This is a genomic window from Brevibacterium sp. ACRRH (assembly GCF_022346365.1).
GTDB lineage: Bacteria > Actinomycetota > Actinomycetes > Actinomycetales > Brevibacteriaceae > Brevibacterium > Brevibacterium paucivorans.
Genome location: NZ_JAKRMN010000007.1, coordinates 81,471 through 105,393, shown reverse-complemented (window position 1 = coordinate 105,393; position 23,923 = coordinate 81,471). Strand labels below are relative to the sequence as shown.

Sequence of the window (23,923 nt, the reverse complement as noted above, 5' to 3'; positions counted from 1 at the left end):
AGCGACACAGATACGGCGGTGCAACTCCTAATCGACGAGGAGTTGCACCGCCTTTTCGAAGTCCTCATCGCTGGAGGCACCCGCCGTACCGTACAGTTCGCGGTTTTGCTCAATCGCAACGAAACCCACCACAAACGAAACCAGACGTTCAAGGACAGCTGGGTACACCTCGGGAAAGGTGGCGCGCACCGCGCCCTGAAGAACCTGAGGCGTGACTTCCTCACCTTTGAGCGCGAACGCCAGCAAGAAAATCTCAGCGCCATCCCGGTACGACGCAAGCACCCGTCGCAAATGAACAGCCACCTGAGCGAACGTGTGCGGGGGAGCACCACACGCCTCATCCACCTGCTGTGACATCCTACGTGCAACCAGAATAAAAACCTCCTGCTTATTGGCCACGTGCCAATACAGGGCAGACGGTTGCACATCGAGTTCGCGAGCTAGACGACGCATTGACAAGTCGCCCAGCCCGAACTCGGACGCGATCTTCAACGCCGCGTCAGTAATGATGTCGGTGCTCAGAGCCATATCACTAGCCTACGTTTGGGTTGCCTTCCCTTCCTGGTAGAAAAGGCATGAATGTTCAAGAATATCCACATGGAAACACTACTTCGCCGATACATGAGGGTCGTCCTCACGTGCATCATCGCTTTGCTGTATGGTGTTTTGGCTCTGTCAGGCCAAAAACCTCTGGGCATCTGGAGTGGCGGACTGTACGTAGCGTTTTTTATCGTAGTGACCCTCGTGGGAATGATCCGCGATATGGTCCGCGGAAACTGGGGTCTAGACATTCTTGCCGTTGTCGCAATGGTGTCCACTCTGGCTGTTGGCGAAGTACTCGCATCGATCATCGTTGTTCTCATGCTTTCTGGGGGAGAAGCTCTTGAGGACTACGCTCAACACCGGGCCGCACGCGACCTTGAAAACCTCCTCAAGCACTCACCGGCCATCGCGCACGTGCTGAAAGATGGTTCACCGCAGGACATCGACGTAGAAGACGTCGAGCCCGGTGACCGGTTGCTCATCAAACCCAACGAGATCGTTCCCGTGGACTCGACTCTCATCAGCGACGAAGCCAGCTTCGACGAATCCTCACTGACGGGTGAAAGCCTGCCCGTGACCAAGAGTACAGGCGACGAGATCCTTTCCGGCGTGGTCAACGGCACCACTGCCGTGACCGTTACGGCAAACAAGCGCGCTCACGAATCACAGTTCCAACAGATCGTCGCGCTTATGAGTGAAGCGGAAGAAAACCGAGCACCCATTGTGCGTCTCGCAGACAGGTACGCAATCCCTTTCACCGTGCTGTCCCTTGTCATCGGTGGGGTTGCGTGGTTCGTGAGTGGCTCAGCTACCCGCTTTGCCGAAGTGATGGTGCTCGCCACTCCATGTCCACTGCTCATCGCGGCCCCGGTTGCGTTTATTGGTGGTCAAGCCCAAGCGTCACGCAACGGCGTGATCGTGAAATCAGGTGCGGTACTCGAACAGCTTTCGCGCATCCAGTCAGCCCTTTTCGACAAGACGGGCACGCTCACCCGCGGAACCCCGGAAGTCACCCGCATTGTCCCGGCACACGGCTGGGGCGAAGACGAACTCTTACGGCTCACCGCCTCGGCGGAACAGTACTCAACCCACGCGCTGGCACGTGGCATTATCCAAGCCGCGCAGGACCGTTCCTTGCACCTCAGCGACACGGACACCGCTGATGAAGTCGCTACCAACGGAGTGTGGGCCGTCATCGACGGGCACGATCTGCGGGTGGGCAAGCGAAGCTTCATTGAAGAGTCGGTGGGTGACATCGATATGCCTGCGCTGGAGCCTGGTGAAGGGGCTGCCTTCGTCGCCATCGACGGCGCCTACGCGGGGGCCGTCATGTTGGCAGACCAGATCCGCCCGGAGACACCTCGGGTCATTTCATGGTTGCGCGACAACGGCGTCAAGCGCATCTCCATACTCACCGGCGACAACTCCCACACTACACAGCACATCGCGGACTTGGCCGGAATTGACGACGTGCAGGCGGACCTCCTGCCACCGGACAAGGTTCGGCTCGCGGCGGAAACGACCCCGGGCCCCGTTCTCATGGTGGGTGACGGCATCAATGACGCTCCCGTTTTGGCACGCGCTGACGTGGGCCTGGCTATTGGTGCGAAGAGTGCCACAGCCGCGTCCGAGGCGGCAGACGGTGTGATTCTGCGCAATAGTTTGCGTTCTGTTCCGGAAGTTGTGGCTATCTCCAGGCACACGGTGTCTGTTGCCCTGACCGCTATTTGGTTGGGCATCATCCTCAGCGTGGGACTGATGCTGGTGGCCGCGACGGGTGCGATACCCGCAGTGTTCGGAGCCCTCACGCAAGAAGTGGTCGACCTGGTGGCGATCCTGTACGCGCTCCTGGCACTGCGAAGTCCACGAACGCTAAAGAAGTTGCGTGAAGAGGAGCACACTCATCGCTGATTAGGCCAAACGATACGTCAGCGTTAAGATGGATGGGCAGTTTTGCACCGGGATATGGCGCAGTTTGGTAGCGCGCCTCGTTCGGGACGAGGAGGTCGCAGGTTCAAATCCTGTTATCCCGACCATTGTGTTAAGAGCACTCTGTAAAGTCGTTAACTGTGCAGTCAAAAATCAGCGGAACCGTCACTCATCTGTGGGTGGGCAAAGCCCAATGGCAGAACTATGGTGGGAGAGACATCTTCACGGGTGCGCACAAGAACCTTGTCGGGGCTATCTCCGTCGACGTGAACGGCGCGTGTGGTGACGAACAAGGCAACCTTAAGGTACACGGTGGCCCAGAAAAGGCACTCTTGCTCTACACGCGAGACGACTACGAGCAGTGGATTCGCGACGGGTATGAGTTCGCGCCGGGTAACTTCTTCGAAAACCTCACCATCGACGGGCTGAGTACCAGCGACATTCACCTAGCTGACACGCTGCGTATTGGTGAGGTCACAGTGCAGGTTTCCCAGATCCGCAGGCCGTGCACCACGCTCGCACATCGGTGGAACATGAAAGACCTTCCCCATCTAGTGCAGAGCACGGGGCGCAGTGGATTCTATGTGCGAGTTCTTCAACCCGGCACTATACGAACCAATGACACGGTGACGTTGGTTCAACGAGAGCCGGGAAGCGTCGACTTGCCTGAAGTCAACCGTGTCATGAATATTGACCGCACGGACGCTCGGGGAATCCGCGCGCTCATCGACGCCCCCGGCATGCCACCGCGGTGGGTATCGCAACTGCAACGCCGCCTCTCTGGCTACGTCGCCGACGACACCGACCGCTTAGGCGAATCTTAGGCGAACAGGGTGCGCAACCCCTATGATTCGCGCAGTTTGCGCTTGAGGATCTTACCCGCGGAGTTCTTGGGCAACGCGTCTACAAAGTGAACAGCCTTAGGTGCCTTGAACGCGGCCAGGCGTTCTTTCACGTGCTCGATCACTGTTGTCTCGTCAAGTTCTTTGCCTTCTTTGACAACAACGTAAGCCGTGATCGCTTCGATCCACTTCTCGTCCGGCTGGCCAACTACAGCGACCTCTTCAACGGCGTCGAGTTCGAAGATGCTGTCTTCAACCTGACGACCTGCGACCAGAACACCACCGGTATTGATGACGTCCTTCACTCGGTCAACGACCTTGATGTATCCCTGCTCGTCAGCTACCGCGAGGTCGCCGGAGTGGAACCAACCACCGGCAAACGCTTCTTCCGTGGCTTCTGGCTTGTTCCAGTACCCCAGGCACAGCTGAGGCGAGCGGTACAGGATTTCACCCTGCTCACCCGGTGCTACGTCGTTACCTTCGGGGTCAGCCAAACGGGTTTCCACAAACGGAACGGGGCGGCCGGCGAAGTCGGGGCGCTCGTCGTGTTCTTCCGGGCGCAACACGATCGCCAACGGTCCAAGTTCGGACTGTCCCATGCAGTTGTAGAACCCCAGGTTGGGCAGCGTTTCGCGTAGCTGCTTCAAGATTGGGCCGGGCATGATTGACGCACCGTACATGGCGCGCTTCAAGCTCGACAGGTCTCGGGTCTGCAGGTCGGGGTGGTGCGCGATAGCGACCCACACCGTAGGTGCTGCGAAGAACGAGGTGATCTTTTCACGCTCAATGATCTCCAAGAGCTGACCTGTCACCGGTGCAGGCACGATGATGTTGAACGACCCCTTCATCAACGATGGGATCAGCAGAACGTGCATCTGCGCGGAGTGGTACAGCGGAAGCGCGTGTATCCAGCGGTCGGACTCTTCTTGGTCCAGGGTGAGCAATGCTGACTGGTATTCGGTCAGCAGGGCGCGGTGCGTCATGATCGCACCCTTAGGCAGGGACGTGGTTCCCGAGGTGTAAAGCAGCTGGGCAACGTCCGTGTCGACAACGTCGAACTCACCGGGCTCCGATGGCTCCACATCGGTTTGCTGCGCAACTTCTACGAGTTCGGCGAAAGGAACAACTTCGACGTTGTCAGCTTTCGCCGACTGCACGTGGCGGATGAACTCTTCGCCTACGTAAATGCGCTTGGCACCCGAGTTCTCCAACATGTATTCCAGCTCTTCACGAGTGAGTTGATAGTTGATAGGCACGTGGATGAGACCTGCGCGAGTACACGCCAAGAACAGGATCGCAAACAGGTCGCTGTTCTTATCGAAAGCAGCTACCCGGTCACCCTTTTCAAGACCTTGGCTAACAAGGTGACGAGCAACAGACGTCACCGCCGATTCGAGCTCTGCGTACGTCCACGTACGGTCGTCGAAAACGATCGCGGTTTTGTCTGGAACCCGTGTAGCTGAGCGGCGGATAACGTCGGAGATCGTATTGCGATTAACAGATGTGATTGAAGTCATAAAAGGAATCCAACCATCTCGCGCCAGCGAATCATAAAAGATGACAAATATTTCAAAACTTGAGACGTGCCACGGGCGCATTCACACCTTCGAGACCACGCGACATATGAAAGAGTAGAGATATGACACACGCGACACTTAGCGACATCATCGCGCACATCGAAACCTTGTGGCCCACCGAGTACGCCGAACCATGGGACACCAACGGCCTGGCCACGGGCGACATGGGCAATCGCGTGTCAACAATCCTCATGGCGCTGGACCCCATGGACGCGGTGATCGACGAAGCAGTTGCTCTCAACGCCGACCTACTCTTCACCCACCACCCGCTTCTTCTCCGTGGCATCACCAGCGTCGCGTCTCACACACTGAAAGGCGGAGCGCTCACCCGCCTGATTTCGCATGGCATTGCCCAGTACAACGCACACACCAACGCAGACTCCGCACTCGGTGGCGTATCCGACGTCCTTGCAGACATGCTAGAGCTGACAGACCGCCAGCCAATCACCTCGCGCCCCAACCACCCAGACGGCGTTGGACTGGGGCGCGTTGGAAACCTTCCGCAACCCCGCACCGTCGCAGAACTTGCCCACACCCTGGCCCGCACAACGCCAGCAACCCAAACCGGAATCCGGGTAGCCGGCGTTCCCAACGCAACCGTGACGCGCGTGGCTGTCCTTGCCGGTTCCGGTGACTCACTCTTCGACGAAGTCCGGGCACACGGTGCCGAGGTGTATGTCACCTCGGACCTTCGCCATCACTCGGCCACCGAGGCACGCGACACGGCGCACCGAGGCAACAACACGCCTCACCTCATCGACGTTGCCCACTGGGCGGCCGAGTCCCCGTGGATGAGTATCGCCGCCACACAGCTGGGGGAGAGGCTCAAAAAAGACGGGTTCGATGTTGATATTCACGTTTCCACCGCCCGCACCGACCCGTGGGACCTACGCATTCCGGCCCATGACGAAGCCCAAGGAGAGGACCGCCATGGAACTCACAGCTGAACAGCACACTGCGACTCTTGAGTGGATTCGAGTCTCGGCCCAGTTGCGGAAGAACCGCGCAGACGCTCAGCAAAAGACGCTGAAAGAAGAGCTCACGGCACTTGTCGCCCAGCACAAAGAGCAGGCGGGAAAGATCGCTAAACTGACTGCTCACCGCGACGCCATACAGAAACAAGTCCGCGCGTTGAACGCACAGAGTACCGATCTGGAAGCGGAGATCCGTGAGCGCGAAGACCGCATGAACGACGGCACAGGGCTCACGTCAAGCGACCTGGTTTCTATCGGAAAAGAAGTTGACGGGCTCAAGGCCAATCTGCAGCGCACGGAAGACGAGCACCTCGCAGCTATGCAAGAAGAAGAGCGCGCAACTTCCGCGATCGATACCGCTACTCAAGAAGGCCACGCAATCGCTGCGCGGGGTAAAGAGCTCCAAGAAAAACGCACCAACACAGCCGCCAAACTGGACGCAGAGGCCAAAGAACTGTCGTCCCAGCTTGCCGGCCTGGCGTCTAACATGGGGGACTTTGGTGCGCAGGTGACACAACGCGCCCAGGACGGACCCGGTGCCACCACGTTACGTTCCGGAGCTTGCGGTGGTTGTGGGGCCGCCTTGAGCGGAACGGCCCTGGACTCGCTCTCAAACTCGGGCCCCTACGGCGTATCCGAATGCGAAGAGTGCGACAGTTACGTGGTCAAGGAAGGCTGAAGCCTCACACTACAATCGTGATCTGTGGGTGCTCAAACTCCACGGTAAACGCTTCCTGCAGCGCGCTGACCACGTCTTTTGGAGTCGTCGGCATGTCACCGTCGCGGTTCAGCAGGTGTCGCGCCACCAAGCCGCGCGTATGTTTTGCATTGTGTGAAACCGTTTTGCGCACCCCGTCGGTCTCAGTGACCACCTGCACGGGAAGCGTGTTGGTACCCGGCCACGCGCGCCGGTACGCACCCGAACGGCAGTCGACAACGACCTCGGCGACCCATGCGTCATCCAAGACCGGCGACAGCCGCTTCTTCCACCACGTAGACAACTTAGGGGTCATGGAATAGCGATACGCAGGAATGTGGTCACGCGCGTTTACCACGCCGAACAAGGCGCTACTGATAAACACCGCGTCCAACCGGTCCTCATGCGTGACCGTGGCCGCGTCCAAAGCGGTGAAGAGGACTCCCGTATATGTGTTGATGGCAGGCCCGGCCGAGGTGGTAAAAAGTTCCGTATTGCGTGCGACTTCCGGTGCTAACCGTTGGCTCACACCCAACTCTTCCCAGCCACGTTCGCGCGACGAGATCTCCATGAGTGTGTCACACATGTGTGCGCGATCCTGGGTCAGCTCTGGAAAACACAGTTGGTCGAGAGACAGGGGGTCACCGTGGTCGTGGGGCGTCTTGGACTCGGACGGAGGCAACAGAATAATCACACGTCGATCCTAAGGTACAATGTTCCGCTGGACAGGTCGCGGGACGACTACGTGAAAACGAGGAACGTCCGGGCTCCACAGAGCACGGTGGTGGGTAACGCCCACCCGGGGTAACTCGCGGGAAAGTGCCACAGAAAACAGACCGCCACGCACGTGGTAAGGGTGAAAAGGTGGTGTAAGAGACCACCAGTGTTCCAGGTGACTGGAGCAGCTTGGTAAACCCCACCGGGAGCAAGATCAGACAGACAGCTCAGGTTGCTCGCTTAGCTGTCGGGTGGATCGCTTGAGCGGCGTGGCAACGCGTCGCCTAGATAGATTGTCGTCGCGTGGACGCGGGTAACCGCCCCACGTACAAAACCCGGCGTATACGCGGCCTGTCCCTTTAAAAGCGTTTGAGGTTAGGCGTGCTCGTGTGCATACATCGCAGCACCTACGATGCCGGCGTCGTTATGAAGCTGAGCCGTGACAACGGGGACCGGCGAGTCGATGAGGTGGAGCCACGAGGCGTGTTGCGATGAAATCCATCCGCCCACAATGATGAGCTCCGGATTCGTCAACAGAACGATCTGATCGACGTACTTTTGAAGCCGCTGTGCCCACTCTTCGTATGAGAGACCTTCGCGATCCTTTGTGGACACAGACGCGTATCGTTCGGCATTTTTACCGTCGACGGTAATGTGTCCGAACTCCGTGTACGGGTACAACTGACCCTTTGTGAACAGGGCCGATCCGATCCCGGTGCCCAACGTGAGCATGAGGACCGACTTGTCGTGCGCTTGAGTTCCCGCACCAAAACGGATTTCGGCGAGCCCGGCAGCGTCGGCGTCATTGAGGAACACGCACTCCGCACCGGTGACGGACGAGAATACGCTTGTCACGTTCTCACCCACCCACGACTGGTCCAGATTTCCTAAGAACGTGACCTTGCCTCTGCGGATCGAACCGGGAAAGGCGAGTCCGATAGGTAGCGAACGGATGCCGTGCGGGATGGTGTGTCGTGAGCGTTCTTCCAGCTGGTCTAACGCGTGGCCCACGGCCTGCGCGACGTGTGTCGCCGTTGATGGTTCAGGTGTGGGAATCCGCAGTTGCTCTTCCATGAGCTGACCTGTTGCGGAGTCGACGCACCCAACTTTAATTCCCGTTCCGCCAATATCAATTCCCACGGCCCACTGCTCTGACACGGCTACTCCTGAGTGTTAGTCCTGGTCGGGCAGGGTAAGGATCTCTGACCCGGTCTCAGTCACTACCAAAGTGTGTTCGAACTGGGCAGAACGCTTGCGGTCGGCTGTCACGATGGTCCACCCGTCGTCCCACGCCTGGTGCTTTTCCGTACCGAGGTTGAGCATGGGTTCTATCGTGAAGATCATTCCCGGCTCCATGACTTCGTTATGCGCAGGTGCCGCGTCGTAGTGGGGGACGATGAGTCCGGTGTGAAAGTCGCGTCCGACTCCGTGTCCCGTGAAGTCGCGCACCACGCCGTAGCCGAAGCGGTTGGCGTACTTTTCGATGACTCTACCGATCACGTTGATTTCGCGCCCCGGTTTAACGGCTTTGATGCCACGCATGGTTGCTTCGTACGTGCGCTCCACCAACAGTTTCGACTCTTCGTCTACGTCACCGACCAGGAACGTGTAGTTGGTGTCCCCGTGCATGTCACCAATGAACGCGGTGATGTCCAGGTTGATGATGTCGCCATCTTTAAGCACCGTGGAATCTGGAATTCCGTGACAGATCACTTCGTTGACCGAGGTGCAGATGGACTTGGGGAAACCTCGGTACCCCAGGCAGGAAGGGTATGCCTTGTGGTCAAGGAGGTATTCGTGTGCGATCTTGTCGATCTGGTCCGTTGTATTTCCTGGCACGCACGCTTTGCCAGCTTCGACGATGGCGTTGGCAGCGATGCGTCCAGCAATCCGCACACGCTCGATTTCTTCTTCCGAGTACATGTTCCCGCCCAAACCTTCAGTGGGTTCACGCTTGCCCACATACTCAGGGCGTGGAATTGAAGACGGGACAGGGAGCTGAGGGGACACAGTGCCTTTTGTGAGGTTACCAATCGAAGTCATGATGTCTCCATGATAGTCATAGGGGCCCAGCTTATGGCTGGACCCCTATGAACTCAACGCCTTCAGCGCGGGTGAAAGTTATTGACTGTTCTTATTTCAGAACGTCGTCGACCGGCGTGAACTCCATGTCAAACGCTTCTGCGACTGCTTCGTTCGTGACGTTGCCTGCATCGGTGTTGAGACCCTTTGCCAGTGCCGGGTCCTTGCGCATGGCGTCCTTCCAGCCCATTGACGCGATCTTGGTTGCGTACTGCAACGTGGCATTGGTCAGAGCGCGTGTGGATGTCGCGGCGACAGCACCCGGCATGTTCGCCACGCAGTAGTAAATCGAGTCGTGAACTCGGTACGTTGGGTCGTCGTGGGTGGTTGGACGGGAGTTTTCGAAGCATCCGCCCTGGTCGATTGCGATATCAACCAGAACCGATCCCTTGCGCATGTTCTTCACCATGTCGTCTGTGACCAACTTAGGCGCACGCTTACCAGGGATCAGAACAGAACCGATTACCAGGTCGGAAGTCGACAGAGCCCTTTCGATCTCATAAGCGTTCGACACGGTAGTCTGCATGAGCGAACCGAAGGTCTCGTCAATCTGACGCAGACGCGCAATGTTGATGTCGATGATTTCCACGTGAGCACCCATGCCTGCCGCAATTCGGGCAGCATTCGTGCCTGCGACACCAGCACCAATTACGGTGACGTGGGCGCGTTCAACGCCCGGGGTACCTGAAAGAAGAACTCCGCGACCGCCTCGGGGTGAAAGAAGCTCAGCGGCACCTACCTGCGGGGCAAGGCGCCCAGCGATTTCCGACATGGGCGCGAGGAGTGGTAGCCCACGGTTTTCCAGCTGAACCGTTTCATAAGCGATAGCAGTGGTGCCAGATTCCAGAAGAGACTTGGTGAGTGCCTCATCTGCTGCCAAGTGTAGGTAGGTGAACAGAGTCAGGTCTTCGCGTAGGAATCCGTACTCAGACGCGATAGGCTCCTTGACCTTGAGCACCATTTCGCCGGCTTCCCAGGTTTCTTTAGCCGTGTCGGCGATCTGGGCACCAGCTTCGACGAACTGCTCATCGGTAATAGCTGAACCAACACCCGCGCCCTTCTGCACGGTTACCGTGTGACCAGCACGTACAAGCTCAGTGACACCAGCAGGCGTGACCGCAACGCGATTTTCGTTGTTCTTGACTTCGGTGGGGACTGAGATACGCATCCGTTCTCCTTTGTTCGTGACGCAAGTGTTTGTGGCCGTTACGCAAACAGTTTGAACAATACTCACTCATGCACGGTTATCCAAAATGCGGACTACACGTTGTTGAACAGCTTCTTTTATGCGAGGTACGCGATACGCTGAACATACAAACTACCGAGCGTAAGGGAGTTCTCATGGCAGACACCGGCGACGAAAAGTACTTCTTCAATCTGGAGACCGGCCAGGTAGAAAAAGGCAAGGTCAGCGCATGGGATAAGCGCATGGGGCCATACGACACCCAGGAAGAAGCTCAACACGCACTGGAAACTGCGCAAGAGCGCACTCGCGAATGGGACAACGACGATCAAGAGTGGGAGAACAATTCATGACCGACCACCGTCGCTATGTACTCCAGACCATCGAGGACAAAGACGTCCGGTTTATCCGTTTGTGGTTTAGCGATGTTCTGGGACGGCTGAAGTCGGTAGCGATCGTTCCGGCGGAACTTGAAAGCGCATTCGACGAAGGAATCGGTTTTGACGGGTCATCCGTCGAAGGGTTTTCCCGGGTGTATGAATCCGACATGGTCCTTAAACCGGACCCATCCACGTTCGAGCTCCTTCCGTGGCGTGGCGAAACCGATTCGACCGGTCGGATTTTCTGCGACATCAACACGCCCGAAGGTGTTCCTGCGTCTGCGGATTCACGGCAAGTGCTCAAGCGCACCATGGAGAAGGCTGCCCAGATGGGCTTTACCTTTTACGTCCACCCGGAAATCGAGTTCTACTTATTTAAGTCCGGCGAGCTCAATGGACAGCCACCAGTTCCCGTTGACACGGCCGGATACTTTGACCACGTCAATGGCGGGACAGCCAACGACTTCCGTCGCTCAGCGGTTCAGATGCTCGAAGAAATGGGCATCTCCGTTGAGTTTTCGCACCACGAAGGCGGGCCGGGACAAAACGAGATTGACCTGCGATACGCCGACGGCCTCACCATGGCCGATCACGTGCAGACGTTTAAAACCGTCATCAAAGAGGTCGCGATCGAACGTGGCGTGTACGCATCGTTTATGCCTAAGCCACTTTCGGATGAACCTGGCAACGGTATGCATACCCACATGTCGCTTTTCGAAGGTGACGACAATGCGTTCTATGAACCAGGGGCACGTTATCAACTGTCCAAGATTGGTCGTCAGTTCGTAGCCGGAATCCTCAAGCACGCTCCAGAATTCTGTGCCGTGACCAACCAGTACGTAAACTCGTACAAGCGTTTGTGGAGTGGGCACGAAGCTCCCAGCTTTATCTGCTGGGGCCACCGCAACCGTTCGGCGCTTGTGCGCGTTCCTCAGTACAAATCGGGCAAGTCGTCTTCAGCGCGTGTCGAGTACCGGGGTATGGATTCGTCTGCCAACCCGTACCTGGCTTACTCCGTTCTGTTGGCTGCCGGTCTCAAGGGGATCGAAGAAGAGTATGTGCTCCCGGTCGAGGCAGAGGACGACGTGTGGCAGCTGTCCAACAACGAACGGCGCGCTTTTGGGATTGAACCGCTCCCGTCGAGTTTGTCCCATGCGGTCCACAACATGGAACAAAGCGAGCTCGTCGCCGAAACCCTGGGCGAGGAAGTGTTCGACTTCTTCTTGAAGAACAAGCGCGAAGAGTGGTCCTCGTACCGTGCGCAAGTCACACAGTTTGAGCTGGCTCGCCACTTCAATTCGTTGTAATGCGCAAAAAAGACCCCGCCCGGCAACGGAGCCAAGCCCTTGAACGCACCAAGCGCTTCCTGGGTCAGTTCGATGACATGCTGGGTACGCAGCTCTCGTCTGACCCGGAAGGTGCGCTCGTCAATGCGGCTGACCGTGACCTGGCTGCGTTGGGACTTGTGCGAATCGCAGAGGCGTGCCAGGAAAACGACATTGACCTGCACCAACTTCTCGACGAGTCTCCGGTCCTGCTCAACCGGCTGATTATTGTTTCGGGTGGCTCTGAAGCCACGGTCGACCACCTGGTTCGTTGGCCACAAGTGATCCGAAACTTGGCGCTCGAACCGGACTTCATTGGCTCACAGGCGTCATCGCCAGAAGAGTTAGAAGCAGCGTTCACGCAGGCCATTGCCCACGACGACACCGTGTTGACGGGGGAGCGGGGCATTACCGCGCTCCGTCGCACGTACCGTGATTTAGTGACCCGCCTGGTGGTGCAGGATTTGGAGCATCCCCGCCCAGAAGAGATCGTGGAAGACGTCACCCGGATTCTTGCTGATTTGGCAGCCGCGGTCTTTCAGGCCGCGTATAGGATCGCCGAGGTCGAACACGGTGACGGCTTACGTGCCCGGATCGCTGTTGTTGCGATGGGTAAGTGTGGGGCGCGGGAACTGAATTATGTCAGCGATGTCGACGTCATTTTCGCGTATGCGCCAAGGGAAGGCGAAGAACTGGATGACGAGGTCCGGTCCCAAGCGACGCAACTGGCGACTCGTGTCACTGAGCTCATTTCCGGTGGCGCACATGAACCGGCTTTGTGGGAGATCGATACGGCATTGCGCCCAGAAGGAAAGTCCGGGGCGTTGGTTCGCACGATCGACGAGTTCGTGAAGTATTACTCGAAGGTCGCGCACAACTGGGAGTTTCAGGCCCTATTGAAGGCGCGCCCGATTGCTGGGTGCCCAGAACTGTGCGAGCAGTTCGAAGACGAAGTCTCGCCGTTTGTGTGGACGGCCGGTGCTCGTTCCGGGTTCATTTCTGAAGTGCGCTCAATGAGACGTCGCGTGGTATCGCTTATCCCTAAGAACGAAGTGGATCGCCACATCAAGCTGGGCCCCGGTGGCCTGCGCGATGTCGAGTTCACCGTGCAGCTTCTGCAACTCGTCCACGGACCCCACGACGAAGATCTCCGCGTCCGCTCAACCGGTGGCGCGCTCCGAATCTTGAGTTCACACAACTATCTGGCCTCCCGCGAGGCTCGCACACTTGCCGTGGCCTACAGGTTCATGCGCGTTGTGGAGCACCGTTTGCAGATTCCCCGCATGGCGCGTGAAGCGGTACTCCCGGAACGCACCAGCAAGCTCCGGGCTCTGGCTCGCAGCGTGTACCCAGTGGAACAGCGCAACGTCGACCGCCTGCAGAAAGAACTGACGGGCCACATGCGCTCTGTCCGCGCGCTCCACAAACAGATCTTTTACCGCCCTATCCTCGATGCGGCAACAGGCAGTGCGCACATGTCAACGGTGAGTGAATCCGCGGCACGCGACCGGTTGATCGCGTTTGGCTACCAGGACCCCGCGGCTGCTATGCGTCACATTCGCGCAATGTCTACCGGCCTGAACCGGGTGGCCTATGTGCAACGCCAGGTGTTGCCGGCGCTGCTTGACTGGTTTTCCCGAGGTGTCGACCCCGATGCGGGTTTGGTTGCCTTTCGTCGGTTGTCGGAAGGCCTGTCGCACACCACGTGGTACTTGGCCATGTTGCGCGATTCGGGTGTGGCCGTCAAAAACATGGCCCGTGTACTGTCGCTGTCCCGCTTTGCTTCCGACCTCCTGATCTCCCACCCGCAGTCCGTACAGTGGCTGGGAAGCAACGAACGGTTGAACCCGACTGAGCCGGAAGCGTTAGCAACCCGCATGCGTGAACGTGGTCGCCGGCGGGACGATGGTGTGGCTGCAATTCGCAAGGTTTACGGCGAAGAAGTCTTGCGGACGGCTCTGGCAGACACATTAGGCATCTATGACATGAACGCGGTTCAAACTGCTTTGACAAATGCCATGGACATCACCATTCACCAGGCGCTTTCGCATGTGCGCATACGTCTTGACGCAATGTCCGGTATTGATGATTATCAGTTCTGCATTGTTGCGATGGGACGTTTGGGCGGAGCTGAAATCGGTTACTTCTCCGACGCCGACGTCATGTTTGTCTACGAACCCGGAGAGACTCTCACACCGGCTCAGCGGGAAGCCCTCCCGGCGCACGTGAAACAGGTTGCGCTCACACTCACATCCGAACTCGAAGCGACGTCCGCGGAACCCATCGTCGACATCGACGCTGACCTACGACCCGAAGGTAAATCGGGCCCGTTGGTACGTACGCTCGAGTCATACGCTGCCTACTACTCCACATGGTCGGAACCGTGGGAAGCTCAAGCGCTTCTCCGTGCCCGCCCCGTTGCCGGCGACGACGAGCTGGCCACGGCATTCACTGACCTCATCGACCCACTCCGGTACCCTCAAGAGGTACCTGAGTCGTCCCTCATGCAGATGCGGAGGTTGAAGGCACGCATGGAAAGTGAACGACTTCCCCGAGGTGGCGACAAGAAACGCCATCTCAAGCTGGGTACCGGTGGGCTCAGCGACGTTGAATGGACAGTGCAAATGCTGCAACTTCAGCATGCACACACTTACCCGGAACTCCGTACAACGTCCACGCTTGACGCACTCCACGCGGCTACAAACAAGAAGCTCATCGACGAAGTTTCCGCCCACAAACTCGAAGAAGCGTGGACAATCGCCTCACGTGTTCGCAGCGCCGCAGTTTTGTATAAAGGCCGAGGCTCAGACGCACTGCCCACGGACGAAACCGAGCTGGAAGCACTTGCGCTTCTTCTTGGATACGAACCCGGCGGTGGTTACCAGCTGGTCGACGACTATTTGGGCACCACCCGCCGGGCCCGCAAAGTCATGGAACACGTATTTTTCGGATTCGAACCAGAAGAAATTTAGCCATCACCAAACTCGAGCCCCAAGAGTGCGTTCTCAACGACCTCGGTCAGGGCAGGGTGGATCCACATTTGCCCACGCGCCATTTGATCAGCGGGAATGTCGAATGCCATCGCTTGTACGAAAAGCTGAACGAGCGACGCTGCCTGCGCCCCAACCACGTGCGCGCCCAGAATCCTCTTGGTTGTGCGGTGAGCCAGTACTTTCGCAAAGCCCGGCTCGTTTAGCGCCCACCCAAAGGCGACACCGCCGTACTCGCATGTGCTCGACACAAAATCGACGCCCTCTGCGCGCAACTGTTCCTCCGTCGCACCCACGGAACCGATTTGCGGGTGACTAAACACGGCCGCTGGAATCACGCTGTGGTCGGTGCTCGCCGGCGTGGTTTCCAGGCCCAGGTCCACCAGAATGTTCTGCTGCACGGTGCGCGCTTCAGCGTTGGCCACGTGCTTGAGCATGTGCTCAGAGCATACGTCGCCCAGCGCCCACACGCCGTCGAGTGGCTTTCCGTTCGACAAGACGCGCTGGTGTTCGTCAACAACCAATCTGTCACCGTCTGTTTGGGCCCCCAAGGCGCCCACGTTGAGCGCGTAGGTGGATCGCGTGCGTCCCACGGCTACCAGCATGAGTTGGGATTCCACCGCCGAGGTGTCAGCATCCTGTGCGCGGCCCGTCTCCTTGAGCGTTAGTGAGACTCCATCAGCTACATCAACGGATTGGACCTCAACGCCAAAACGGACGTTGACGTTCTCAGAGAAGCTGCGTGTGAAAGCATCGGACACATCGCGGTCATGATTGCCCAGCAACCGGTTTCCGCGGGCCAGAACGGTGACATCGACACCCAGTGACGCGAAGATGTGGGCAAACTCCACCGCAATGAAACCTGAGCCCACGATCACCAGCGAGCGTGGCAGTTCAGGCATCCGCATGATCGTATTGGAGGTTTTCACGGGATAGTCCTGAGTGTCCACGCGGTCCCAGTCCAGCCCGGAAGCGTTCAGCGGAGTGGGGGAGGACCCAGTAGCAATGACGACGCGATCAAAGGTGAGCGTGTCACCAGAAGCCGTCTGCGCGGAATTGCGACCGGTGAAGTGGACGTGTTCAGGGAACACAGTGACGTTGTCGAGCCGGTTGGTTCGATAGTCGCGACCGTCCTCTTCAATCGCGTCGATGCGGTCGAAGATCCGGTGAGACAGCCCGCTCCAATCAGCCCCGTTGAAACTCGTCTCCAGATTCAGGTGCGACGAATCCGCTGAACTGTGCGCGACCTCGGCCGGATACACCAGCATTTTGGTGGGGATACACCCCACATTTAGGCACGTCCCGCCAAACAACCACTTTTCAGCGATCGCGACTTTCAGGTGGCTGAACCGGTCGTCAACGATCGAGTTTCCAGAGCCAGTTCCAATGACAAGAAGATCAAAATGTGCCATAGAAAAAGCATATACACCGGCCAACATTGACCGGTGTATATGCTCAGAGACGCTGTGTTCCTACAGTGAGTAGTACAGTTCGAACTCCGTTGGCGTTGGGCGCAGACGCATCACGTCGATTTCGTGAGTGCGCTTGTAGTTGATCCACGTGTCAATGAGGTCTTCAGTGAACACGTCTCCCTGTGTAAGGAAGTCGCGGTCGTTGTCGAGTTCGTCGAGCGCTTCTTCCAGCGAAGCGGGCACGTGCTTGATGTCCTGCAGTTCCTCTGGTGGGAGCTCGTACAGGTCCTTGTCGACTGGCTCCGGTGGCTCAATGCGGTTGCGGATTCCATCCAAACCAGCCATGAGCTGAGCGGAGAACGCCAGGTATGGGTTCGATGAAGGGTCCGGCGCACGGAACTCCAAGCGCTTGGCCTTAGGGGAGTCGCCGGTGACAGGAATACGGATTGCTGCCGAACGGTTGCGTGCCGAGTAGACCAAGTTAATCGGTGCTTCGTAACCGGGTACCAGACGACGGTAGGAGTTGATGGTGGGGTTGGTGAACGCCAGGACAGCGCCTGCGTGTTCAATGAGGCCACCGATGTACCAGCGGGCCAGGTCGGACAGGCCAGCGTATCCGTTTTCGTCGTAGAACAGAGGCTTGCCGTCTTTCCACAGTGACTGGTGGCAGTGCATGCCCGAACCACTGTCGTTCATCAGCGGGCGTGGCATAAACGTGACGGTCTTGCCCCACTGCTCAGCTACTGAGCGAACAATGTACTTGAAGTCGAGAAGCTGGTCGCCGGCCTTTTGCAGAGTGGCGAACTTGTAGTTGATTTCCTGTTGCCCAGCGGTTCCGCATTCGTGGTGCGCGCGTTCCATCTCAAACCCGATCGATTCGAGAGTGAGAGACATTTCATCGCGAATGTCGGCGTCCTTGTCCTGCGGGCCACTTGCGTAGTAACCACCGTTCATGGGGGACTTGTAACCCAGGTTGCCACCGAGTTCTTCACGCCCGGTGTTCCACGCAGCTTCTTCCGAGTCGATTGAGTAGAAGCTGTGGCCCGGCGTCACTGAGTAGCGAATCTCGTCGAACATATAGAACTCGGCTTCTGCACCAAAGTACACAGTGTCGGCGATTCCAGTGGACTTCAAGTAGGCTTCGGCTTTCGCAGCTACCTGACGCGAGTCACGCGAGTAAGGCTCATCGGTAAAGGGATCCACAATCGAGTGGTTAACAACGAGTGTTTTTGCATCTCGGAAGGGGTCGATGTACGCCGAACTGACGTCGGCGAGCAGTTTCATGTCTGATTCGTTAATCGTTTGGAACCCGCGAACTGACGATCCGTCAAAGAGCAGACCGCCTTGAATTTCATCCTCCCCGTATGCGCTAGCGGGAAGATTGAAATGTTGCACAACGCCTGGCAGGTCACAGAACCTGACGTCCACGAACTTCACGTCGTGGTCTGCGAGATAGGCAACTAGTTCACTTGGTGTCGAGAACACATTCACTCCTAATTTGGTTTATCACCAGTACCTTGAGTTTAACGGCCAACCATGAAGGAACCATGTCCGGATTGTTTCCTGCGTGTTTCGACACGGCCGAGGTGGTGAGGGCTTATGTGGTGCCAGGTACACTGGGCGGGTGAATCGAAGAGCAGCATCGCAGTCGACAAGCGACTACCCAGGTAAGAAATATGGATTTCCCCAGTCGGGGAGAGGTTCTGTTGCACCCGTTATTCGTCGGTTAGTTGCACTCTTCATCGACTGGGGAGTTGCGTTTGGTCTGTCAGTCCTGTTTTTCAACAACAACGAGTGGGTCACGTTGGGACTGTACACACTTCAGGTCCTGGTGATGTTGCCCCTGTTCGGATACACCCTGGGTTATCTGATCTGCGGAATTCTGCTTATGTCGACCAGCGGTAAAAAGGTCAACGTGGTACGGGTTCTTGTGCGCCACGTTCTGTTTTGTCTGATTATCCCGCCACTCATCTACGACCCCGACCGCCGAGGACTTCATGACCTCGCGGCTGGTGCGGTCGTGGTGCGTAGATAAATTGGTTAAGCACAAAAGGGACTAGCGTCCACGCATTGCGCGACGGTCGGGGCGCGCACGGTTCGGGTCGATTCCCTTTGGAATAGGTGGGCGACTGGTCATCGACCCTAGCGACGCCAGACGTTTACGCACTGCCAAAACTTCGTCCTTGTGCAGTTTGCGAGGTAGCTTGTGAACGGTAGATACCAGGTTGTCCATAGGCACCTGATCCTTCCCGTCGCCGGCCTGAATGATGTGGACGGGCACGTTCGGAAGCACGCGTTCGTGACGCTTACGTTCCTTCTCTAACATCTTGTACGTACGGTTAGCCGGGCCTTCACTGACAAGCACAACACCACCTCGGCCGGTGGAGCGGAACACCATGTCCTTGGTGCGAGGGTCAACCGCAATGGGCTGTTCATCCATGAGCCAGCTCCTGCGAGCCGAGTTCAGGACAGCACCAATCGCGCCTGGCTTTCCGCGCATTTCTGCAAACGCCGCTTTTTCTGCGTAACGTCCCAGAATCCACAAGGCGAAAACGACACCGCCCATGAAACCGAGGATTCCCCACAGCCACACGGGTGGCAACAGGAGCCCAACAAGCACACCCACCAGGGTGATGCCCACGATTGCTGCGAGCATGATCCATGGGAGGGCCGGGTAGTGTTTGCGCGCAAGCTTAAACACTTCACGCATCTGCTCAATGCGTCCAGGTTTTGCGGGGTCCTTTGGTTTACGTTTGAACAAGCCTCGCGATTGGTTTTCTTTTTCAGCCATAGTCTCTCGTTAGTGTTCGTATACCTCGACCTAGAATTTTACCTCGTCGCCGGCACCAAACGTATCAACCACTGACTGAGCCTCCTGTTTTGCGGGAAACTCCTTGTCCAAATGGCTCAAGTGAGCGGGGATCTCCTGGCCGCGCTTGCGCATTGCACCTGCCCACAGACGCCCTGCACGGTATGACGAACGGACCAGCGGACCCGACATGACTCCCAGGAAACCGATCTCCAGGGCAGCGTCCCGCAGTTCAACAAAGTCTTGTGGCTTAACCCACCGGTCAATCGGGTGGTGCAGAGAGCTGGGGCGCAAGTACTGCGTAATGGTGACCAGATCGGTTCCCGCTTCATGCAGATCACGCAGAGCTTCAACGGCTTCTTCATTCGTCTCACCCATACCCAGGATCAGGTTCGACTTCGTGATAAGTCCAGCCTTACGGGCTTTTGTAATCACTTCGAGTGAGCGTTCGTAGCGGAACGCGGGGCGGATACGTCGGAAGATTCGGGGAACAGTTTCGAGGTTGTGGCCCAACACTTCTGGACGTGAAGAAAAGACTTCGTCGAGGTCGTCGTCACGGTTCTGGAAGTCGGGAATGAGGAGTTCAACTCCGGTTCCTTGACCGTCCGCGTGTTCGAGGGCGTGGATCCGGCGCACGGTTTCAGCGTAGAGCCACGCGCCACCGTCAGGCAGGTCGTCACGCGCAACCCCTGTGACAGTTGAGTAGCGAAGACCCATCTTGGCAACCGACTCTGCCACACGACGTGGTTCGTCCCGGTCGAGCTCTTGTGGCTTTCCAGTGTCGATCTGGCAGAAGTCGCAACGACGCGTACACTGTTCGCCACCGATGAGGAACGTGGCCTCACGGTCTTCCCAGCACTCGAAAATGTTAGGGCAACCCGCTTCTTCACACACCGTGTTGAGCTTGGAGTTACGAACCAAGGACTTCAGCTCGGTGAACTCCGGCCCAATGTTCGCTTTCGCTTTGATCCATTTGGGCTTGTCCTCGATAGGCGTCTGCTGATTGCGCGCTTCAACGCGAAGTAGCTTGCGACCTTCTGGAGCAACTGTCACTGTATCGATCCTTCTTATGCGGTGATGTGGGTGTTCAAAAGTTCAATGAGGCGATCGGCAACGTCACTGGGGTTGACGGTTTTGCCGATTTCGTCGGAGATTGAGGTGACGCCCGCGTCGGCGATGCCACACGGGACGATCATGTCGAACCCGTCAGTCGAGTTCGAACAGTTGAGCGCAAGTCCGTGCATGGCCACGCCCTGGTGGATGCGGATCCCGATGGCCAGGATCTTGCGTTCCGGCTTAGTGTCGGTTGCAGGTAGCCACACTCCCGAGCGACCGTCGACCTGCCCGGCTTGAATGCCATACTCGGCCAACAACTCGATCCCGGCCTTCTCGATTTGGTCCACATACAAGCGAACCTGGTGCGCTTCACGCAACCGGTAGATGGGGTAGATGACCAACTGGCCCGGGCCATGCCACGTGATTTTCCCACCTCGGTCAATGTCGATGACCGGTGTTCCATCCCGAGGTCGTTCATGGGGTTCCGTGCGTTTCCCAGCCGTGTATGTGGCATTGTGTTCCAACACGAGGAGGGTTGATTCGCGGGTTCCGTTCACCACGTCGCTGTGGTACTGATTCTGCACGCGCAGTGCATTTGTGTAGTCAACAAGGTCGGGAGCAAAGCCCAACTTTTCGACAGTGAAAGCCATAACGACAACCCTAGACCCCTTAGCGACCACACCCAAATAGAGAAAACTAAATGCTCAACCCTAGTTTTTCTACGTTAAACAAAGTATTCTAAACACCATCAAACGACATCAAACAATGCTGTTGGGTCGTCGAGAACGTGAACGGATTTACTTTCATGGAACCCATCGAAGAGTACTTGCGGAACCTCCACAAGAAGAACAGTCCACACAGTCAGTCCCGTGAGCACACGGAGCAAGAAGCTCAGGACGTGCGAGAGGACGCCGCCAGTGCGCCCACAACTGAGCTACCCACAGTTGTCGCTGCACTCCGCAACAACGAAGCCCAGAACACCCGACAAAAATCCGGCCGCACGCAATCGTCTCCCACGCGCGCCAGCCGCAAAAGCAAGCGCACCCGTAAACGACCTCGGCGGTACGACCTCATGATTATTGCCGCTGGTGTAGCTGTCGTGGCGGTCATTGTGGGGATTGCGTTCATTCCGCGGGGGAGTGAGCGAACCGTCGCGCACAACGCGCCGGCCAGCAAAGCCAGTTCCACAGAAGGGAGCAAGGCCACACATACACCAACCAGCAAGCCGGACCGTCCACCGTCTCAGGACGAGTCGGCCCACGACGCCGTCATCCGGTTGTGCAATGAACGCGCACTAGCTTTTAGCACCACAGACGAAGATCTCTTGCGCTCTCTCACGGTGGACGGATCGCCGGCACGCAAGGCCGAGAAGTTCGCCGATATCCACAAGTACGGGGGAGCGGACATCGCCATTGACGCAACGGACATCGACGTGGTGAAAGAAACCACAGATTCGGCCGTGGTCACCGCAACCGTCACCGCACACCCGGAAACCGGCGTGCGCCTCACACTCACACTTAAGAAGGTGGACAAGAGGTGGCGCGTCTGGGAGGTCACAGAGTAAGTACGAATAAACAAAGCGGGAGGTGTCTACACACCTCCCGCTTTGTTCTTAGCGCGATTTACAGGTCAAGGTCGGCTTCGAAGTTTCCTTCTTCCAGGCGAGCCTTGATGGTCTGCAGGAAGCGTCCTGCGTCAGCACCGTCAACCAGTTCGTGGTTGTAGGTCAGTGGCAAGTAGACCATGTCGCGGATCGCGATCGATTCCTCACCGTCTTCGGTCTTGACCACGACTGGGCGCTTGGTGATAACACCGGTGCCCAGAATTCCCATCTGAGGGGAATTGATGATTGGCGTGTCGAACAGTGCGCCCACCGAACCGATGTTGGTGATCGTGAAGGTTCCACCGGACAGTTCGTCGGGACCGATTTTGCCGGAACGCGTGCGCTCAGCAATGTCGTCGATCGACTTCGACAGTTCAGCCAGCGACATTTCGCCTGCGTCCTTGACAACAGGAACCAGCAGACCACGTTCGGTGTCTACCGCGATTGCCAGGTTCTCGTGGTCGAAGTAGGTGATTTCCTTCGCGTCCACGTCGTACTGTGCGTTGACCTTAGGGTGAACCTGCAGGGCTTCGACAACAGCCTTGGCGAAGAACGGCAGGAAGGTGAGCTTCACGCCGTGAGCGCTCTGGAACGCGTCCTTGTGCTGCTTGCGCAGACGGGCGACGCGAGTCATGTCCACTTCGATCACCTGAGTGAGCTGAGCGGAGTTCTGGAGAGATTCGCGCATGCGTGTCGCAATGGTCTGGCGAATACGGGAAGCCTTCTGCGTGGTGCCACGCAGCTTCTGCACGTCTTCTGGGATCTCTACCTTGTGAGGCCCCTTAGCAGCAGGCGCCGAGGTGGCTGCAGCTGACGAGGTAGAAGTAGCGTTGAGGACGTCTTCCTTACGGATACGTCCACCCACTCCCGTTCCTTCAACAGTGTCAAGGTCAACGCCCTTTTCGCGTGCCAGCTTACGCACCAGTGGGGTCACGTATGCGCCAGCGTTAGGACGTGAAATGCCCTTGACGGACTGCGTCTTGGTTTCTGCAGGCTTGTCGGCTTCCTTCTTAGGCTCTTCCTTGGGTTCTTCCTTAGGAGCCTCTTCAGCCTTAGGTTCTTCTGCCTTGGGAGCTCCTTCCTGAGCCTTTTCTTCCTTGGGCTCGTCGTCCTGTGGAGCGGCTTCTTCATCGGCAGAGTCGTCTGCGGAAGCGTCGCCGGAGCCGATGCGTGCCAGTGGGGCACCGACCTCGACCTCGTCGTCTTCAGCAGCGAGCTGTTCAAGAAGAACACCGGCTACAGGTGAAGGAATTTCGGTGTCGACCTTGTCGGTCGAAACCTCGACAAGTGGTTCGTCGACCTCGACCTCTTCGCCAACTTCCTTGAGCCAGCGAGTGATGGTTCCTTCAGTCACCGACTCGCCCAGAGCAGGCATAGGAACCTCGCTGGACTCACCCGATGACGCTGGTGCGGACTTCTCCGACTTGTCTTCTGAAGCGTCGTCAGCCGAGTCGTCCTCAGCGTTGTCATCCGAGGCGTCTTCAGCAGGTGCTTCTTCAGCTGGCTCCTCAGCCTCTTCCTGAGCCTCTTCTTCAGCTGGCTCCTCAGACGAGTCGCCACCACCGGAGCCATCGCCAATGATTGCGAGATCTCCGCCGACTTCTACGACGTCGTCCTCGTCAGCAAGAATCTTCTCGAGGACACCTGCGTATGGGCTGGGGATTTCGGTGTCGACCTTGTCGGTCGAAACCTCAAGTAACGGTTCGTCGACTTCAACTTCTTCGCCGACTTCTTTGAGCCAGCGCGTGACGGTACCTTCGGTGACGGATTCACCGAGGGCTGGCATCTGTACGGAGTTAGACAT

The 23,923-nt window shown here is 57.6% G+C and carries 21 protein-coding genes, 1 tRNA gene and 1 other RNA gene; 11 read left to right on the top strand and 12 right to left on the bottom strand.

Features of this window, described 5'->3' with window-relative positions; translation table 11 throughout:
- Nucleotides 1–27: 27 nt before the first annotated feature.
- Entirely contained in the window at nt 28–528 is a 501-nt protein-coding gene (locus MHX53_RS08585; protein WP_239272229.1) for a TetR family transcriptional regulator, read from the bottom strand.
- 69 nt (nt 529–597) lie between these two features.
- Between MHX53_RS08585 and MHX53_RS08580 the strand changes: the two genes are divergently transcribed.
- From MHX53_RS08580 to MHX53_RS08570, 3 genes are all read left to right on the top strand, one after another.
- A complete protein-coding gene (locus MHX53_RS08580; protein WP_239272227.1) occupies nt 598–2,454 on the top strand; it encodes a heavy metal translocating P-type ATPase in 1,857 nt (618 codons plus the stop codon).
- A gap of 48 nt (nt 2,455–2,502) precedes the next feature.
- A tRNA-Pro gene (locus MHX53_RS08575) sits at nt 2,503–2,579 on the top strand.
- A gap of 33 nt (nt 2,580–2,612) precedes the next feature.
- Nucleotides 2,613–3,296 carry an MOSC domain-containing protein gene (locus MHX53_RS08570; protein ID WP_239272225.1) on the top strand — a complete coding sequence of 228 codons (684 nt, stop codon included), beginning with the start codon at nt 2,613–2,615 and terminating at the stop codon, nt 3,294–3,296.
- A 20-nt stretch (nt 3,297–3,316) separates the two neighbouring features.
- On the opposite strand, the gene MHX53_RS08565 is transcribed toward MHX53_RS08570, so the two are convergent.
- On the bottom strand, nt 3,317–4,831 hold the full coding sequence (locus MHX53_RS08565) for a fatty acyl-CoA synthetase (RefSeq protein WP_239272223.1): 1,515 nt from the start codon (nt 4,829–4,831) through the stop codon (nt 3,317–3,319).
- Between the two features lie 122 nt (nt 4,832–4,953).
- Between MHX53_RS08565 and MHX53_RS08560 the strand changes: the two genes are divergently transcribed.
- Entirely contained in the window at nt 4,954–5,838 is an 885-nt protein-coding gene (locus MHX53_RS08560; protein WP_239272221.1) for a Nif3-like dinuclear metal center hexameric protein, read from the top strand.
- Nucleotides 5,822–6,544: a hypothetical protein gene (locus tag MHX53_RS08555; RefSeq protein ID WP_239272220.1), complete on the top strand. Its 723-nt coding sequence runs from the start codon at nt 5,822–5,824 to the stop codon at nt 6,542–6,544. The genes MHX53_RS08560 and MHX53_RS08555 overlap by 17 nt, the downstream gene beginning before the upstream one ends.
- 4 nt (nt 6,545–6,548) lie before the next feature.
- Here the strand turns inward: MHX53_RS08555 and yaaA are convergent, their stop codons facing one another.
- Nucleotides 6,549–7,256: a peroxide stress protein YaaA gene (gene yaaA, locus MHX53_RS08550; RefSeq protein WP_239272219.1), complete on the bottom strand. Its 708-nt coding sequence runs from the start codon at nt 7,254–7,256 to the stop codon at nt 6,549–6,551.
- 31 nt (nt 7,257–7,287) lie between these two features.
- Between yaaA and rnpB the strand changes: the two genes are divergently transcribed.
- Nucleotides 7,288–7,638: RNase P RNA component class A (rnpB, locus tag MHX53_RS08545), an RNA gene on the top strand.
- A 16-nt stretch (nt 7,639–7,654) separates the two neighbouring features.
- Here the strand turns inward: rnpB and MHX53_RS08540 are convergent.
- The 3 genes from MHX53_RS08540 to ald form a co-directional block, all read right to left on the bottom strand.
- Nucleotides 7,655–8,437, bottom strand: coding sequence for an ROK family protein (locus MHX53_RS08540; protein ID WP_239272217.1), 783 nt, complete (start codon nt 8,435–8,437; stop codon nt 7,655–7,657).
- 15 nt (nt 8,438–8,452) lie between these two features.
- Nucleotides 8,453–9,322 (bottom strand): type I methionyl aminopeptidase, encoded by an 870-nt coding sequence (gene map, locus MHX53_RS08535; protein ID WP_239272215.1) that lies wholly within the window; start codon nt 9,320–9,322, stop codon nt 8,453–8,455.
- A 91-nt stretch (nt 9,323–9,413) separates the two neighbouring features.
- The gene (gene ald / locus MHX53_RS08530; protein ID WP_239272213.1) at nt 9,414–10,529 is read right to left on the bottom strand and encodes an alanine dehydrogenase; all 1,116 of its coding nucleotides are present in this window, start codon (nt 10,527–10,529) and stop codon (nt 9,414–9,416) included.
- Nucleotides 10,530–10,702: 173 nt separating this feature from the next.
- Between ald and MHX53_RS08525 the strand changes: the two genes are divergently transcribed.
- From MHX53_RS08525 to MHX53_RS08515, 3 genes are read left to right on the top strand one after another with little or no spacing between them, the layout of a single operon-like run.
- Nucleotides 10,703–10,897 (top strand): hypothetical protein, encoded by a 195-nt coding sequence (locus tag MHX53_RS08525; protein WP_239272211.1) that lies wholly within the window; start codon nt 10,703–10,705, stop codon nt 10,895–10,897.
- Nucleotides 10,894–12,231, top strand: coding sequence for a type I glutamate--ammonia ligase (glnA, locus tag MHX53_RS08520; protein ID WP_239272209.1), 1,338 nt, complete (start codon nt 10,894–10,896; stop codon nt 12,229–12,231). Before MHX53_RS08525 ends, glnA (MHX53_RS08520) begins: the two co-directional genes overlap by 4 nt.
- Entirely contained in the window at nt 12,231–15,221 is a 2,991-nt protein-coding gene (locus tag MHX53_RS08515) for a bifunctional [glutamine synthetase] adenylyltransferase/[glutamine synthetase]-adenylyl-L-tyrosine phosphorylase (RefSeq protein ID WP_239272207.1), read from the top strand. Before glnA (MHX53_RS08520) ends, MHX53_RS08515 begins: the two co-directional genes overlap by 1 nt.
- Here MHX53_RS08515 and MHX53_RS08510 read toward each other — a convergent pair.
- On the bottom strand, nt 15,218–16,651 hold the full coding sequence (locus MHX53_RS08510; protein ID WP_239272205.1) for a mycothione reductase: 1,434 nt from the start codon (nt 16,649–16,651) through the stop codon (nt 15,218–15,220). The two genes, MHX53_RS08515 and MHX53_RS08510, sit on opposite strands and share 4 nt — an antisense overlap.
- A gap of 60 nt (nt 16,652–16,711) precedes the next feature.
- Nucleotides 16,712–18,136, bottom strand: a complete 1,425-nt coding sequence (gene glnA / locus MHX53_RS08505; RefSeq protein ID WP_102237959.1) for a type I glutamate--ammonia ligase — start codon at nt 18,134–18,136, stop codon at nt 16,712–16,714.
- Between the two features lie 139 nt (nt 18,137–18,275).
- Between glnA (MHX53_RS08505) and MHX53_RS11810 the strand changes: the two genes are divergently transcribed.
- Nucleotides 18,276–18,686, top strand: coding sequence for an RDD family protein (locus MHX53_RS11810; protein ID WP_146004613.1), 411 nt, complete (start codon nt 18,276–18,278; stop codon nt 18,684–18,686).
- Between the two features lie 21 nt (nt 18,687–18,707).
- Here MHX53_RS11810 and MHX53_RS08495 read toward each other — a convergent pair whose 3' ends face one another.
- Genes MHX53_RS08495 through lipB form a run of 3 tightly spaced genes read right to left on the bottom strand, consistent with a single transcriptional unit; the run spans nt 18,708 to nt 21,196 of the window.
- Nucleotides 18,708–19,442: a DUF4191 domain-containing protein gene (locus MHX53_RS08495; RefSeq protein ID WP_102237957.1), complete on the bottom strand. Its 735-nt coding sequence runs from the start codon at nt 19,440–19,442 to the stop codon at nt 18,708–18,710.
- 30 nt (nt 19,443–19,472) lie between these two features.
- Nucleotides 19,473–20,513 (bottom strand): lipoyl synthase, encoded by a 1,041-nt coding sequence (locus MHX53_RS08490; protein ID WP_239272204.1) that lies wholly within the window; start codon nt 20,511–20,513, stop codon nt 19,473–19,475.
- Between the two features lie 14 nt (nt 20,514–20,527).
- Nucleotides 20,528–21,196: a lipoyl(octanoyl) transferase LipB gene (gene lipB / locus MHX53_RS08485; RefSeq protein ID WP_343212363.1), complete on the bottom strand. Its 669-nt coding sequence runs from the start codon at nt 21,194–21,196 to the stop codon at nt 20,528–20,530.
- A 107-nt stretch (nt 21,197–21,303) separates the two neighbouring features.
- Between lipB and MHX53_RS08480 the strand changes: the two genes are divergently transcribed.
- Nucleotides 21,304–22,080, top strand: a complete 777-nt coding sequence (locus tag MHX53_RS08480) for a hypothetical protein (protein ID WP_239272200.1) — start codon at nt 21,304–21,306, stop codon at nt 22,078–22,080.
- Between the two features lie 58 nt (nt 22,081–22,138).
- On the opposite strand, the gene sucB is transcribed toward MHX53_RS08480, so the two are convergent.
- Nucleotides 22,139–23,923, bottom strand: a complete 1,785-nt coding sequence (gene sucB / locus MHX53_RS08475) for a 2-oxoglutarate dehydrogenase, E2 component, dihydrolipoamide succinyltransferase (RefSeq protein WP_239272198.1) — start codon at nt 23,921–23,923, stop codon at nt 22,139–22,141.

Excerpts from the sequence above, each read along its gene's own strand:
- MHX53_RS08585 (WP_239272229.1), bottom strand. The coding sequence starts at position 528 with ATGGCTCTGAGCACCGACATCATTACTGACGCGGCGTTGAAGATCGCG.
- MHX53_RS08580 (WP_239272227.1), top strand. The coding sequence starts at position 598 with ATGGAAACACTACTTCGCCGATACATGAGGGTCGTCCTCACGTGCATC.
- MHX53_RS08565 (WP_239272223.1), bottom strand. The coding sequence starts at position 4,831 with ATGACTTCAATCACATCTGTTAATCGCAATACGATCTCCGACGTTATC.
- MHX53_RS08560 (WP_239272221.1), top strand. The coding sequence starts at position 4,954 with ATGACACACGCGACACTTAGCGACATCATCGCGCACATCGAAACCTTG.
- MHX53_RS08555 (WP_239272220.1), top strand. The coding sequence starts at position 5,822 with ATGGAACTCACAGCTGAACAGCACACTGCGACTCTTGAGTGGATTCGA.
- map (WP_239272215.1), bottom strand. The coding sequence starts at position 9,322 with ATGACTTCGATTGGTAACCTCACAAAAGGCACTGTGTCCCCTCAGCTC.
- ald (WP_239272213.1), bottom strand. The coding sequence starts at position 10,529 with ATGCGTATCTCAGTCCCCACCGAAGTCAAGAACAACGAAAATCGCGTT.
- MHX53_RS08525 (WP_239272211.1), top strand. The coding sequence starts at position 10,703 with ATGGCAGACACCGGCGACGAAAAGTACTTCTTCAATCTGGAGACCGGC.
- glnA (WP_239272209.1), top strand. The coding sequence starts at position 10,894 with ATGACCGACCACCGTCGCTATGTACTCCAGACCATCGAGGACAAAGAC.
- MHX53_RS08515 (WP_239272207.1), top strand. The coding sequence starts at position 12,231 with ATGCGCAAAAAAGACCCCGCCCGGCAACGGAGCCAAGCCCTTGAACGC.
- MHX53_RS08510 (WP_239272205.1), bottom strand. The coding sequence starts at position 16,651 with ATGGCACATTTTGATCTTCTTGTCATTGGAACTGGCTCTGGAAACTCG.
- MHX53_RS08495 (WP_102237957.1), bottom strand. The coding sequence starts at position 19,442 with ATGGCTGAAAAAGAAAACCAATCGCGAGGCTTGTTCAAACGTAAACCA.
- sucB (WP_239272198.1), bottom strand. The coding sequence starts at position 23,923 with ATGTCTAACTCCGTACAGATGCCAGCCCTCGGTGAATCCGTCACCGAA.